Origin of the sequence: Duganella sp. Root336D2 (genome assembly GCF_001425005.1) — a bacterium.
Lineage (GTDB): Bacteria > Pseudomonadota > Gammaproteobacteria > Burkholderiales > Burkholderiaceae_D > Rugamonas.
Window position 1 is genome coordinate 91,937 of record NZ_LMDB01000005.1, and the last position, 14,097, is coordinate 106,033.

The 14,097-nt window shown below is 62.9% G+C and carries 13 protein-coding genes; 9 read left to right on the forward strand and 4 right to left on the reverse strand.

The window, feature by feature from the left end; all coding sequences use genetic code 11:
• Positions 1–349: 349 nt before the first annotated feature.
• Complete coding sequence (locus tag ASD07_RS07910) at positions 350–1,843, forward strand: ATPase domain-containing protein (protein ID WP_055927672.1); 1,494 nt, start codon at positions 350–352, stop codon at positions 1,841–1,843.
• Positions 1,836–3,371 carry a response regulator gene (locus ASD07_RS07915; protein WP_055927675.1) on the forward strand — a complete coding sequence of 512 codons (1,536 nt, stop codon included), beginning with the start codon at positions 1,836–1,838 and terminating at the stop codon, positions 3,369–3,371. The genes ASD07_RS07910 and ASD07_RS07915 overlap by 8 nt, the downstream gene beginning before the upstream one ends.
• Before the next feature lie 8 nt (positions 3,372–3,379).
• Here ASD07_RS07915 and ASD07_RS07920 read toward each other — a convergent pair whose 3' ends face one another.
• On the reverse strand, positions 3,380–4,189 hold the full coding sequence (locus ASD07_RS07920; RefSeq protein WP_055927678.1) for a pre-peptidase C-terminal domain-containing protein: 810 nt from the start codon (positions 4,187–4,189) through the stop codon (positions 3,380–3,382).
• A gap of 93 nt (positions 4,190–4,282) precedes the next feature.
• Positions 4,283–6,682 (reverse strand): family 20 glycosylhydrolase, encoded by a 2,400-nt coding sequence (locus ASD07_RS07925; RefSeq protein WP_055927681.1) that lies wholly within the window; start codon positions 6,680–6,682, stop codon positions 4,283–4,285.
• 193 nt (positions 6,683–6,875) lie between these two features.
• Between ASD07_RS07925 and ASD07_RS07930 the strand changes: the two genes are divergently transcribed.
• A complete protein-coding gene (locus ASD07_RS07930) occupies positions 6,876–7,535 on the forward strand; it encodes a hypothetical protein (protein ID WP_055927684.1) in 660 nt (219 codons plus the stop codon).
• A gap of 38 nt (positions 7,536–7,573) precedes the next feature.
• The gene (locus tag ASD07_RS07935) at positions 7,574–7,909 is read left to right on the forward strand and encodes a copper-binding protein (protein WP_055927687.1); all 336 of its coding nucleotides are present in this window, start codon (positions 7,574–7,576) and stop codon (positions 7,907–7,909) included.
• A gap of 3 nt (positions 7,910–7,912) precedes the next feature.
• Here the strand turns inward: ASD07_RS07935 and ASD07_RS07940 are convergent, their stop codons facing one another.
• Positions 7,913–8,431, reverse strand: coding sequence for an Lrp/AsnC family transcriptional regulator (locus ASD07_RS07940; protein ID WP_055927689.1), 519 nt, complete (start codon positions 8,429–8,431; stop codon positions 7,913–7,915).
• 122 nt (positions 8,432–8,553) lie between these two features.
• On the opposite strand from ASD07_RS07940, the gene hppD reads away from it, so the two are divergent.
• Positions 8,554–9,621, forward strand: a complete 1,068-nt coding sequence (gene hppD / locus ASD07_RS07945) for a 4-hydroxyphenylpyruvate dioxygenase (protein ID WP_055927691.1) — start codon at positions 8,554–8,556, stop codon at positions 9,619–9,621.
• Here hppD and ASD07_RS07950 read toward each other — a convergent pair whose 3' ends face one another.
• Entirely contained in the window at positions 9,622–10,458 is an 837-nt protein-coding gene (locus tag ASD07_RS07950; RefSeq protein WP_055927694.1) for a universal stress protein, read from the reverse strand. It abuts the gene before it with no gap.
• Between the two features lie 135 nt (positions 10,459–10,593).
• On the opposite strand from ASD07_RS07950, the gene ASD07_RS07955 reads away from it, so the two are divergent.
• Genes ASD07_RS07955 through ASD07_RS07970 form a run of 4 tightly spaced genes read left to right on the forward strand, consistent with a single transcriptional unit; the run spans position 10,594 to position 14,090 of the window.
• A complete protein-coding gene (locus tag ASD07_RS07955; RefSeq protein WP_162246544.1) occupies positions 10,594–11,277 on the forward strand; it encodes an ABC transporter substrate-binding protein in 684 nt (227 codons plus the stop codon).
• A gap of 18 nt (positions 11,278–11,295) precedes the next feature.
• Positions 11,296–11,616, forward strand: coding sequence for a hypothetical protein (locus tag ASD07_RS07960; protein WP_055927699.1), 321 nt, complete (start codon positions 11,296–11,298; stop codon positions 11,614–11,616).
• Positions 11,617–11,670: 54 nt separating this feature from the next.
• A complete protein-coding gene (locus tag ASD07_RS07965; protein ID WP_162246545.1) occupies positions 11,671–12,900 on the forward strand; it encodes a TolC family protein in 1,230 nt (409 codons plus the stop codon).
• Positions 12,897–14,090 carry an efflux RND transporter periplasmic adaptor subunit gene (locus ASD07_RS07970; RefSeq protein ID WP_055927705.1) on the forward strand — a complete coding sequence of 398 codons (1,194 nt, stop codon included), beginning with the start codon at positions 12,897–12,899 and terminating at the stop codon, positions 14,088–14,090. Before ASD07_RS07965 ends, ASD07_RS07970 begins: the two co-directional genes overlap by 4 nt.
• Positions 14,091–14,097: the final 7 nt, after the last annotated feature.

Here is a 14,097-nt window from a genome sequence, read left to right on the forward strand (position 1 = left end):
AGAGTTTTTCAATGGATCGCAGTGTACCGGGGCAATATTTGCAGATTAAGCCCAGGATTTGCTAAACACTTTTGATTTTTGTTCAATAATTGAGTTTGACGGTGTCGCGAGCGGGTGGCGTGATTCCGCATGCGTCAGCAGCCGGGGGCAGTCCCTGGTAGTGGCTGTTGGGCGAGGAGAAGTTGTTAACGCTTTCTGTGGAAAACCCTGTTAACAAGGCGCGGCACGGCAGGCTAAATAGTTGATTCAATTAGAAAAAATTCCGCTGCGCAAATAAAGGGCAATCGAAACAAGCCGATTGGCAACAAGTGCTAAAGTGTCTTATCGACAATCTTCGTGCAGGACCGCCATGCTCCAGCCGCAGAACAAGCAGACTGACGCCTTTATCTCGACCGGCATTGCCGGCCTCGACACGATCCTGGCCGGGGGCCTGACCAAGCACCGGCTTTACCTGGTGGAAGGCGAGCCAGGGACGGGCAAGACCACCATGGCCTTGCAGTTCCTGATGGAAGGCGCCAGGCATGGCGAGCCGGTGCTCTACATCACCCTGGCGGAAAACGAAGTGGAGCTGCGCGCGGTCGCGCAGTCGCATGGCTTCACGTTGGACGGCATCACCGTGCACGAGATCATCCCGGCCGAAGGCGTACTTGACCCGGATGAGCAGTACACGGTGTTTCACCCCTCCGAAGTCGAGCTGGGCGAAACCAACCGGCTGATCCTGGCGCAGATCAATCGGCTCAATCCTACCCGCATGGTGCTCGATTCACTGTCGGAACTGCAGCTCCTGGCGGGCAGCCCCCTGCGCTATCGGCGCCATGTGCTGGCGCTGAAGCAGTACTTCGCCAAGCGTGCCTGCACCGCGCTGTTCCTGGACGATAAAACGGCTTTAGGCGGCGACCAGCAGGTGCGCAGCATCGCGCATGGCGTGATCTCGCTGCAGCAGCTCGAGTCGGGCTATGGCGCCGAACGGCGCGTCGTGCGCGTCTTGAAATACCGCGGCATCGACTACCGGCGGGGGCCGCATGACTACGTGATCATTTCCGGCGGTGTCGTTGCCTATCCGCGCATCGTGGCCTCCGAATCGCGCGAGATTGCAAGCAGGGGGCAGGTGGCAAGCGGGCTGCCATTGCTCGATACCTTGCTGGGCGGCGGGATTGAAGAGGGCTCCAGTACCCTGGTCTCAGGGCCGCCGGGAACCGGCAAGTCCAGCCTTGCTGCCCAATTCGTCAAAGCCGTCACGGACCGCGGGCAGAAGGCCGCAATGTTCGTGTTTGAAGAATCCTACAATACCTTGCTCAACCGCGCGGATGGCATTGGCATGGATTTGCGCACGCCGCTGGCTTCAGGCCTGCTTCAGGTGAACCAGGTCGACCCGGCCGAACTGTCGCCCGGCCAGTTTACACATGCGGTCTGCACTGCTGCCGACGAAGGTGCAAAGGTAATCGTGATCGACAGCCTGAACGGCTATATGAATGCGATGCCGGAAGCACGTTTCCTGACCACGCATTTGCGTGAAGTACTGACCTACCTGGGGCAGCGCGGCGTCGTGACCCTGCTGGTCGGTGTGCAGCAGAGCATGATCGGGACGATGGGGAGCAAGGTCGACGTGAGCTACCTGGCCGATAACGTGCTGCTGCTGCGCTACTACGAATCAGGCGGTTCGGTGCACAAGGCCTTATCGGTCTTTAAGAAACGGGGCAGCAAGCACGAAACCACTTTGCGCGCTTTCTCAATTAGCGACCAAGGCATCGAAGTGGGGCCGGTGCTGAAGGACTTCCGCGGCATCCTGACCGGGGTGCCGGTGAATGTGTCGCAAGACAAGGATGAAGCAGAGCATGAATGAGCTGGAGCAGCGCATCGTCATCTTTGCCCCTGTCGGCAAGGACGCACGTCTGATTGAAGAGGTGTTGGGACAGGCGCGCCTTGGTTGCCAGATCTGCCCTGAACTGGGCTCCGTCGTCAATGAGCTGCAGCAGGGCGCGGCTGCGCTGTTCGTGATCGAAGAAGCCTTCAACGACGACTTCCTGTGCGAGCTCACCGCTTATCTTGCCGGCCAGCCGGCCTGGTCGGATTTACCAGTACTGGTGCTGAGCAAGGAGGGCTTGGACTCGCCCGCTATCCAACGGATTTTTGAACGGGTCGGCAACGCGACACTGCTTGAGCGCCCGGTGCGCAGGGCAACCCTGGTCAGCGCAGCCCTGTCGGCGGGGCGTGCGCGCCGGCGCCAATACGAAATGCGCGAAGTCGACCGCCGCAAGGATGAATTCCTGGCCATCCTCGGCCATGAGTTGCGCAACCCGCTGGCGCCGATCCGCACCGCGATGGACGTGCTGAACACCATACCGGATACCGACCCCAAGGTGCGCAGCATCAGCCAGGTGGTGGAGCGCCAGGTGCGTCACCTGACCCGCCTGGTGGACGACCTGCTGGACGTGGCGCGCATCACCAACGACAAGGTGGCCCTGAAATGCGAACGGATCGGCGCTGCGACAGTGCTGCAGCACGCCGTGGAAATCTGCCGCCAGCAGATCGATGCAGGCGGCCATACGCTGGACCTGCGCCAACCACCGGGGAGCGTGCTGCTGTTTGGCGATCGTGCGCGCCTGGTCCAGAGCCTGGCCAATGTGCTGGGCAACGCGGTCAAATTCTCGCCGCCGGGGTCGACCATTCACCTGTATGCGGAGGCGGAAGGCGAGGATATCGTGTTCGTGGTGCGCGACCATGGCGCCGGGCTTGAGGCGGAGGCGCGCTCCCGCATCTTCGACCTGTTCGTGCAGGGACAAGCCGGGCGCGCGCACAGCCTCGGCGGACTGGGGATAGGGCTTAGCCTGACCCAGAGATTCACGCGCATGCACGGCGGGAGTGTCTCTGTTACCAGCGAGGGCAGCGGCGAAGGCTGCGAATTCGTCCTGCGCATGCCGATTGTGGTACCGGAGCGGCGCAGCAAGGAGCGGCCCGCTTCCGGCGCTTTCAAAGGCCGTGCCGATGATACGCTGCGCATCATGGTCGTCGACGACAATGAAGACGGCGCGGACATGTTGCGGGTCATGCTGGAAATGGAAGGCCATACGGTCGCCAAGGCCCACGATGGCCAGGGCGCGATCGCGCTGGCCCAGCGTTTCCATCCGCACGCCGTTCTGATGGATATCGGCCTGCCCGATATGCAGGGCTACGACGCGGCGCGCCGCATCCATGAACTCGAAGGGGCCGAGGATATTGTTTTCATCGCCATGACCGGCTGGGGGCATGAGGAGGCGCGCCACCGCGCGTCCGAGGCCGGCATGCAGCATTACCTGGTCAAGCCGGTGGACTTGAATGTGCTGCGCAAATGCCTGTCCGAAATCAGCGGGCAGGCCTTGCAGCGCGCGTGAGCGCGCGTCTATTGCGCCGCGCTGGCGTTCAGCGAGACGCCGCTGAAGGTCGAGTAGGAGCGGATGCCGATGTGCCAGGTCCCCGCCTGCGGGTTGCTTAGCGCGCAGGATTCCGTGTTGCCGCTCTTGTAGGGACGGCAGGCATAATCATTGGCAGTCGGCTGCGCTCCAAAGCGGACATACAGGTCGCCATCGCCGCTGCCGCCGCTCATGTTCACGTTCAGGGTATTTGCGCACTCAGGCACGTTGATGGTGAAGTACAGCCAGTTGCCCGCAGTGGCGGTCAGGCTGGACTGGTTCAGGGACACGCTGGCGCATGGCAGGTTCAAGCTGCTTGGAAGCGAATGCAGCAGGTTGGTGGTAACGGAGCCGTCGGCCGCAATCGTTACCTGGTACAGGCGGTCGAACTCCGTTTCGGCAATGGCGCTGCCCGGATCGCCGCCCAGTTGCCGGATCAAGTCCGGCGTGGTGTCGGAATGGCCGACCACCAGGGCATTGTCGGGCAGGCCGCGCAACTGCTGCGCGAACGTCGCGAGCTGGCCGGCATCGTAGCTGGTGACCGGCAGGTTCAGGTAGGTGGTCAGGGGCTGTGCCGTTTGCTGCGTGCGCTGGTAGGCAGTCGAATAGACGTGCTTGACCTGCGCATCCTTGAGTGTCGCGGCGATGTTGGTGGCGCGTACCTGTCCTTCGGCAGTCAGCACAGGATCGGTGCCGGTGGCGGATTTCTCGGCGTGGCGCGTCAGGTAAATCGTGTTGGCGCTGGCAGGAATATGCGCTGCGCAAATTACCAGGGCGAAGCCGCCCAATATCTTCTTCATGTAGTCTCCCGAAATGAATAGTTTCTGAATGTTGCATTAAAAGCAATCATGCGACGGCGAGGATACGCCATTTCGGAAGATCGTTGTGTTTCTTTAGCGGTTGTCGATGCGCGAGATTCCTCCGCGCCTGCCATTGCGGTCGAAGGCTGCCACCTGGACCAGGCCGCGGTCGGCAATCGGGCCTTGCAGCAGCGCGCTGCTGGCAGTTGGTTTGCTGCCGTCGCTGGTGTAGCGCAAGGCCAGGCCGGGCAGGGCATGGTTGGCGTAGACCTTGCCGCCTTCCAGCACCAGGCCGGGTGGCGCGATGCGATAGTAGACCGGGCCGAAAGGCGCGGACTCCAGGTCGAGGCGCGGCAGCACGCGCTGTCCCAGGACGTTGGCGAAGGCCGGCCAGGCGTCGCTGTGCGCCGGGGCCGCCCAGGCACGTTCGGCCACGGCCAGCAGGCGCGGCATGAGCAGGTAGTCGATCAGTGCAGGGTCGCGGATGGTTTCGGTCCATAACGCGGCTTCCAGGCCACGGATGCGGCGCTGGCCGGCGTCGGTCAGGCTCTTGTCAAGCGGGACGAAGTTGTAGACATCATCAAGTTCAATATAGGCTGCCCAGTTGACCCCCGGCTCGTCGGGATTCCTGTTGTGGCTCATGTCCAGGTATTGCCTGGTGGCCGGGGCCAGCACGACGTCGTAGCCGGCATTGGCCAGGCGGTAGCCCAGGTCTGCCGAATCGCCGACGTTATTCCAGACGTAGAGCGTGAAACCGCGTTGGGCGAAATGCGGATTGGGTGTGTGCTTGTGCGTCCCGAGTTCCTCCCAGCCGGCGGTGGCAAGGCCGTTCTGGCGCAGGATGTCGTCGACGCGGTCGTAGAAGTAGTCCCACAGTTCAGCCTTGGTTTGCAGGCTTTTGCTGGCCATCAGGGCGCGGCTTGCCGGGGACTTTTCCCAGGCGCCGGCGGGTACTTCGTCGCCGCCGACATGGAGGGAGCGCAGCGGGGTTCCGGCTTCGCGATGCAGGGCGGCGACCTGTTTCACCACGTGTTCGATAAAGGTGAAGCTGGACTCGAGGCCCGGGTTCATCACGTTGTCCCTGTAGTTCTGTGCGGATTTGTATTGCGAGCGGTCGTAGAGGTCGTTCAGCAGGTATTTGCCGGCACCTGCCTGGCCGGCGGCCTGCATGTGCCGGTAGCGCGCCTCCATCGCCTTTACCGCGGCGCGGGCGTGGCCGGGCATTTCGATTTCCGGGATCACTTCGATGTGGCGCGCTGCCGCGTAGCGCAGGATCTCCAGGTAGTCGGCGCGGGAATAGTAGCCGCTGCCGTGCGGGTCTGCGGCATCGGGGCCGGAGCCGTATTCCGGTTGCAGCCGTACTCCAGGCCTGGAGCTGTGCCCGCGCACCGCGCCGATGCTGGTCAATTCCGGCAGGCCGGGGATTTCAAGGCGCCAGCCTTCGTCGTCGGTCAGGTGGAAATGGAAGGTGTTCAGCTTGAAGCGCGCCATCAGCTCGAGCAGGCGGAAGATGGTTTGCTTGGGCTGGAAGTTGCGGCTGACGTCCAGCATCAGGCCGCGATAGGCGAAGCGCGGCGCGTCGGTGACCGTCAGCATGGGCAGGTCCACCACTTTCCTGCCGCCCGCAGCCGGCAGCGGCAGCAGGTCGCGCAGCGATTGCAGCCCGCGCGCGACGCCGGCGGCGCTGTTGCCGGTGATGGCGATGCCGCCGGCATCGACGGCCAGCATATACGCCTCCGGCGAAGCTTGCCCGGCGACGGCAGCCACGCAGAGCCGCAGCGTTGCTGCGGATGGCGCGGTTGCGCTTGCAGGCCAGTATTGCTTGAGCAGGCTGTCGGCAATGACGGCCTCATTCTTCAAACCGTCGCCGGCAACGACCACCGGCGCGGATTCAAGGTGCAGTGCGCCAGTCCCTTTTTGCAATTGCAGCGGCGTCGGGAATATGGGCGGCAAGGCCTCGGCGGGAAGCGCGATGGTACTGGCGTTGCGTTGATACAGGTCCTGGGCCGTTACTGCCTGGCCCTTTTCAAGCTGGTCGGGGCGCGGCAGCGGCAGCAACCGGTAGTCCGTTATCGCTTGCGCGGTGTCCGGTGCCGCCTCATACACGAGGTAAAGGCCGGAAGGGGCGCGGTAGACCTTGGCGTCCGCAGTGGGAGAGCGGTAGGCCGCGTTCAACGCCTGTCCCGGCGCCAGGCCGCCGAAGCCCGGCGCGGGTCGAAGGCGGTATAGCGTACCACCCAGGTCATCGAGCGCCAGCTTGCCCGCCAGCGGCCCCGCTACGGCGCATTCGGTGCAGTTGAAATAGATCGACCAGCCGCGCGCGGGCAAGGAATGGCGGTCCCGGTTCGTGACTTCAAGCTGGCCGCCCCTGCCGCCATCCTGCTGCTCCCAGCGCACTTGCAGGTGCTGGCCGCTGGCATATCGGGGCGCGGCCTGTGCAGCGGAAAGCGCCAGCAGCAGCGCAAGGCAAACAACCGAACTCTTTGAAGTCATGGAATCAGCTTGTCTCTTATTGCGGGTTCGTCAAGCTAACATAAGTGCCCCACTTGTTAACGCTTTCTGTGGAAAAGTCTGTTAACAAGGAAGGGAGCCGAGCGGTAAGATCATGATTTAAATGCGGAAAATCCAGCTGCGCAAATAAGTGGCAGTGCTGGCATAATTGCACTACTTTTAAGGAGACTGGGTTATGCATCAATGCTGGCTGCTTATCCTCGCACTTTGCAGCGCTTCCGTCGGCGCTGCCGAGATCAAGGTCGGCGTGCCGTTGCCGCGCATGGACATGGTGAAGGAGGGCACGCATCACTGGCTGCGCTATGTGCGCAATGGCGAAGTCAACACGCCGGTCGACATCTGGACGCGTGAAGTCCGGCTGCTGCCTGAGGGAATGCAGATTCGCCAGCGGTGGGATGGCATTAACAGCAGCGTGGTGATGCTCGACTCCCGCTTCGACAAGGATACGTTCAAGCCGCGCACCCACCAGCGCATCCGCGAGAAGGAAGGCAAGCGCACGGTGGAGGATTATGACTTCGCCTCCCTTGAGCCGACCTTCAATTTCGAAACCGACATCGAATTCCTGCAAGCCTTGCCCCTCGCTGCCGGCTATGAAGCCAGCATCATGTTCTATCATCCTGGCGGCGCGGCCCCGGCGCGCTACACCTGGAAAGTGGTGGGCAGCGAAACCATCCAGGGCCCGCAAGGCGCTGTCGATTGCTGGCTGCTGACCACCGACTACAACCGCCCCGGCAGCGTCGCAAAATTCTGGCTGGCGAAGGCGACCCAGCTGCTGGTACGGCAAGAGGCGACAGCGCCGGACGGCAAAATCATAGTGAAGGCGCTGATCGATTGACGGAATCGCTCGGCGCATCAAATTAAAGGAGAGAGCAAATGAAAGTATTTACCAGCACCCTGCAAGCAGTGATCCTGGCGGTGGCATGCGCGGCCGCTACGTCCGCGCTGGCGCAGCATACTGTCACTGACCATGCACAGCCAGCGGTGGTTGCCGATTCGGCCGATGGCGAAATCAAGAAAGTCGACAAGGCTTCCGGCAAGCTGACCATCAAGCATGGCGAACTGAAAAACCTGGGCATGGGCGCGATGACGATGGTGTTCCGCGCCAAGGATGCGGCCATGCTGGACCAGGTGAAAGCGGGTGATAAGGTACGTTTCACCGTGGAAAACGCGAACGGCGCGATGACCGTGACCGCGCTCGAAGTAAAGTAAATCCTATGTGCGGGCGAACTCGATGCGCTGTTTGCGCGGGTTCGGCCGCACGATGTGCTCAAGCGGCAGCACGGTGGATTGCTTGACCTTCTTCAGTGCGATATTCGACTTGACGTTCACCACGCCGGGCAGCAGCAGGATCTCCTTCATCATCAGGTCGGCGAACGAGGCCAGGTCGTGCGACACCACGCGCGCCACATAGTCCGCTTCTCCGGTCACGGAAAAGCACTCCATCACTTCCGGCACGTCGCGGATCGCCTTTTCGAAGGCGTCGCCGCGCTTTTCGCCATGGCGGTCGAGCGTGATATGGACGAAGGCCATCACGTCCAGCCCTACGGTGGACGGCTCCAGCACGGCCGCGTAGTGGTCGATGATGCCGGCTTCGCGCAGGCGCTGCACGCGCCGCCCCACCTGCGAGACTGACAAATGCAGCACTTCAGCCAAGGCGGCGTTGGTCGCTTCTCCATTGCGCTGAAGCTCGTTCAGCAGCGAGAGGTCGTGGCGGTCGACGGTAATCATCATCAGGTCCTTGTGTCATGCGCAAAATACGCATAATTGAGTGCGCTTTCCGTGCAGGATGCGCAAAAAATCCAGAATCAGTGCGTAGTATATCCGTTATCTACACACATTTCCGGAGACAGCAAATGACCGATTCCCTGTGGGAGAACCCGATGGGCACTGACGGCTTCGAATTCATCGAATACGCGGCGCCGGACCCAGTCGCAATGGGCAAAACCTTCGAAGCGATGGGCTTTACCGCCGTCGCCCGCCATCGCAGCAAGGACGTGACACTGTACCGCCAGGGCGATGTCAACTTCCTGCTGAACGCGGAAAAAGACTCGTTCGCGCAGCGCTTCGCCGAACTGCACGGCCCTTCGGTGTGCGCCATCGGCTTCCGCGTGAAGGACGCGGCTTATGCGTACAAGCGCGCGCTGCGCCTTGGCGCCTGGGGCTTCGAAAGCAAGGCGGGCCCGATGGAGCTGAACCTGCCGGCCATCAAAGGCATCGGCGATTCGCTGATCTACCTGGTGGACCGCTGGCCGGGCAACGGCAATATCAGCATCTACGATGTGGACTTCGAGCCGATTCCAGGCGTCGACCAGAACCCGAAAGGCCATGGCCTGACCTATATCGACCACCTGACCCACAACGTGCACCGCGGCCGCATGGGCGAGTGGGCCGAATTCTACGAGCGCCTGTTCAATTTCCGCGAAGTGCGCTATTTCGACATCGAAGGCCAGGTGACCGGCGTCAAGTCGAAGGCCATGACCAGCCCGTGCGGCAAGCTGCGCATTCCGATCAACGAAGAAGGCACCGATCGCGCCGGCCAGATCCAGGAGTACCTCGATGCGTATCGCGGCGAAGGCATCCAGCACATCGCCATGGGCAGCGACAACCTGTACGCGACCGTGGACAGCCTGCGCGGCGCCGGCGTGAAGCTGCTCGACACCATCGACACCTACTACGAGCTGGTCGACCGCCGCATTCCCGGCCATGGCGAGCAGTTGCAGGCCCTGCGCGAGCGCAAGATCCTGATCGACGGCAAGCCGGGCGACCTGTTGTTGCAGATCTTCTCCGAAAACCAGCTGGGCCCGGTGTTCTTCGAGTTCATCCAGCGCAAGGGCAACCAGGGCTTCGGCGAAGGCAACTTCAAGGCCCTGTTCGAGTCGATTGAACTGGACCAGATGCGCCGCGGCGTGCTGACCGCCTGATTAGTGCGCCATCAATACTGGCAGCGTTGCCGTTGCCAGTATGCTGCGCGTGGCGCCGCCCAGCATCATTTCGCGAAAGCGGCTATGGCCGTAGGCGCCCATGACCAGCAGGTCGACATTGAAGTCGGCCGCCAGCGACAGGATAGCCTTGCCGGGATCGACCGGTTCCGGCCTGCGCAGGACCTCCACCTTCACGCCGTGCCGCGCCAGGTACAGGGCGATATCGGCGCCGGGCGACTCGCCCAGGGTGTCCGCGCTGTTTCCCAGCACCGCCAGCGTTACCTGTTCGGCGCCGCGCAGCAAGGGCAGGGCGGCGGTTACTGCCTTCGCCGCTTCCATGCTGCCGTTCCAGGCCACCATCACACGCTTGCCGATGGTCGGGAAGCGGCCGGCGCGTGGCGCCAGCAGCACCGGGCGCCCGCAATTCAATAGCACGTAGTCCGGCAAGTCGGGCAGCAGGCTGCCTTCATCGCTGTCCGAGGCGGCAGCCTGTCCCAGTACGACCAGGTCTGCGTAGCGCGCTTGCATGCACAGGCCCGCATATTCATCGTCATTGCTGCTGCGCGCTTCGTAAGAGGGGACGCCAAGGCGCTCCGCCAGGCCTTTGAACTGATCCAGCGCAACTTGCACGCGTTCTTCGGCGCGCTGCAGGTAGTCGGCCAGGAACACGCCGCTGCCTTCATAGCTGCGGCCGGCCAGCATGGAGCGCGGCATGCCGGTCATCGCGGCGCCGACCAGGTGGGCTTCTTCGCGGGCGGCGATGGCCGCTGCCAACGCGATGCGGGCTTCGGCATTGGCCGCGCGGTCGGCATGGACTACGATGGTGCGATAAGACATGATGTCCTCCTGTGTTGATGTTGGCACAAGTTTGCGCCCGGTTGCCGCACACGATCCATGACTTGGGTCAAGCTCGTCTGATATCATGCCAATATGTTACGTTCTCGTCTTGCGCCACTGTGTCTGCTGCTTGCCTTGAGCCCTGCAGCAGTTGCCGGCCAGGGTGAGATGGTCTTCATCGCGGCGACCAATCACAATATGCCCCTGTCCCGTTTCCAGGACGGGGACCTGGCCGATGGCCTGCTCAAGGACCTGGGCGACAGCATTGCGCAGCGAATGGGGCTGCAGGCCCGCTATCTCAGCGTTCCGGCCAAGCGCGTCTCCGAATACCTGGTGAGCGGCCGTGCCGATGGCGTTTGCTATGTGCTGCCGCGCTGGCTGCCCGGCCCATTCAACTGGAGCCAGCCCTTGATGCCCGATTCGGGCGTGCTGGTTTCACGACCCGAAGCTCCTCCGGTCCGGGCCCTGTCCGACCTGGCGAACAAACCGGTGGGCACGGTGCTTGGATATTCGTACTCGATGATCGATGCGGCGCTGGGCCGTGCTTTTGTGCGCGAAGATGCGCCTTCGATGGAACTGAATATCTCGAAAATCCAGCATGGGCGCATGCAATACGCAATCATGGGACGCATGACGGCCGAATACCTGATGCACTCCGAGCCGCAGCACAAGCTGCGCATCGATTTTGAGTTCGACCCGTTCAAGGCGCAGTGCGCGTTTTCGCAGAAATCCGCGATCCCTTTCCGCGAGGTCCAGCGTGCCATCGGCAGCCTGGTTTCCGACGGCACCGTCGACCGGCTGCTGCACCGCTATCGATAATTGCTATAATTCGGCTTCATGAATATCCGGCGCGTCCTCGTTATCCTGCTGTTGTTAGTGCTGCCGCTCCAGGCGACCCTGGCGGCAACGGATAGCTGCTGCCTGAAAATCAAGGTGTCGCAGCTCGACGAACATGTTGCCGCCGCGGCCGATGCGCAGGGTACGGACAGTGCCTGCTGCACGCAGTGCGACTTCTGCCACCATTCCCACGCGCCGTTTGTTGCCAACCTGGCCGACATGCGGCAGCAAGTCGAGTCGATTGCCCCGATGGCTTCAACTGAGCCCCCTATCTATTCCTTCATTCCGGACATTCCTCCGCGTCCCGACAGGCTCCGCTGATTGATCCGGCTGCCGCATGCAGCCGTTCCCCATCAATCATCAAGGAGCAAAATTGTGAAAGCTATTTGCGTGCCTTTGCTGGCGGCTATTTGCCTGGCCCCGGCATGGGCGCAACCATCATTGACGCTTGCCGAAGCACTGGAACGTGCGCGGCAAAGCAATCCCGAGCTGCAAGCGCTGGGACTGGAAGTTTCTGCCGTCGACGCAGCCGGACGCCAGGCGTCGCTGTTGCCCAATCCTTCGCTGGACTACCTGCGCGAAGGGAAAACCAGCGAAGGCGGATCTTCGACCGTCCAGCTATCGATCCCGCTTGAACTGGGCGGCAAGCGCGCCGCGCGCATGGCGGCGGCGCAGGCCGGCAGCCGTGCGGCGACTCTGGACCTGGCCGTTGGCCGGGCGCGGATCGAGGCGGAAGTTGTCGCCGCCTACCATCAAACTTATCTCGCCCAGCAGCATCTCGCCCTGGCGGCGCAGGTCAGTGAAAGCGGACGCCGTTCCAGCGACGCGGCGGCACGGCGCGTATTGGCGGGCAAAGTCTCCCCAGTCGAAGAGGCGCGGGCGCGGGTGGCGGAAGCCAACTGGCGCATGGAAGGCGTGACCGCCCAGCGTGAATTGGACGAAGCACGCATCAAGCTGGCCAGCCTGCTTGGCAACACGGGCAGCGAAATCGGGGCGCTGGCCGCGCCCGCAACGCCGGCCGAAGCCGGCCCGCACGGTGCGCAGCTTGAAGACCTTATCGCTTCCGCCCCTGCAATCGAGCGGGCCGTCGCGGAAGTCGACGCAGGCGCGGCATCACTGCGCATGGAGCGCGCCGCCCGCATGCCCGATGTTGCGCTGATCGTCGGCAGCAAGCGCAGCGAGGGACCCGAGCGCGATCGCGTGCGGCAGAACATCATCGGCTTGTCCGTACCGCTGCCGCTTTTCAACCGCAACCAGGGTGCGACCCTGGCAGCCGAGCGCCGCACTGACAAGGCCCGCTCGGAGCTGGAAGCCACTCGCCAGCGCGTTCGGGCGGAGGCGCTGCAGGCCCATGCGCGCATGCAATCGGCCATGCAGCAGGAGCGCCTGGTGCGCGAGGACGTGCTGCCCGGCGCCCAATATGCAGCCGATGCGGCGATGAAAGGCTTTGAGGCCGGCAAATTCAATTACGTTGAAGTGCTTGATGCACAGCGTACCTGGGTGCAGGCGCAGGGCCAGCACCTGCGGGCTATTTCAGACTTCTACCGGGCCCGGGCCGACCTGGCAAAACTGGTTGGCAACCTGGACTCCAAGGATTCAAAATGAACAAGCGTCAGAAAATTACTATTGCGGCCATGGTGGCCGTTGCCGCCCTGTTTGCGGGCGGCGTTTTGGGCTGGGAGCGCATCGCCCCGGCTGCGAAGGCCGATGCCGAGGCCAGCGAACATCACGACGAACACCCGGCCGGCGGCGCTGCCGGCGGCACGCAGCCAATTCCGTTCACCGATGCGCAGGTCGCCGCGGCCGATATCAAGGTGCGCACCGCCGGCGCCGCGCGGCTTGAAACCTTCGTTCGCCTTCCGGGCGAAGTCAAACTGAACGAAGACCGCACCGCCCACGTCACGCCGCGCGTCGACGGTATCGTGCAGGAAGTGCTGGCCAATCTTGGCCAGCAGGTACGCAAGGGCGAACTGCTGGCAGTCGTCGCCAGCGCCGACGTGTCGGAGCAACGCAGCAGCCTGGCCGCGGCCGAAAAGCGCGCAGCGCTTGCGCGTTCGGTCTATGAATCCGAAAAGAAGCTGTGGGAAGACAAGGTCTCTGCACGCCAGGACTACCTGAAGGCGGAGCAGGAATGGCATGAAGCCAGCATCGCCGTGCAGAACGCGCGCCAGAAGCTGGTGGCGATCGGTGCCAGCGGCTCAGGCAAGGGCCCGTTCAACCGTCTGGAAATACGCGCACCTTTCGATGGCCTGATCGTCGACAAACATATTGCCGTCGGTGAGGCGATTGGTGCGGAAACCAAGATCTTCACCGTTTCCGACCTGCGCCAGGTCTGGGCGGAAGTCGTGGTGCCTGCGAAGGACCTCGAGATCGTCAAGGTCGGCACGGACGCCGTGCTGCATTCGGCTGCCTCCGGTGCCGCAGTCAATGGCAAGGTGAGTTTCGTCAGTGCCATGATCGGCGAACAAACGCGTGCCGCGCGGGCCCGCGTGGTGCTGGAGAATCCGCAGCTGGCCTGGCGTCCCGGCCTGTTCGTTGACGTGGACGTGGTCACCGGCTCGGCTGAAGTGGCGGTCGCCGTGGAAAAAGAAGCGCTGCAAGTGCTGAACGGCACGCAGGTCGTCTTCCAGCGTGATGGCCAGGCGTTCACGCCGGTGCCGGTCACGGTCGGCCGCTCCGATGGCAAGCTGGTGGAACTCACTTCGGGCCTGCGCAAGGATTCCAGGTACGCCGCCGCTCACAGCTTCACCGTCAAGGCGGAGCAGGGCAAGGGCACAGCCGAGCATGAAGATTAAGGAGCCG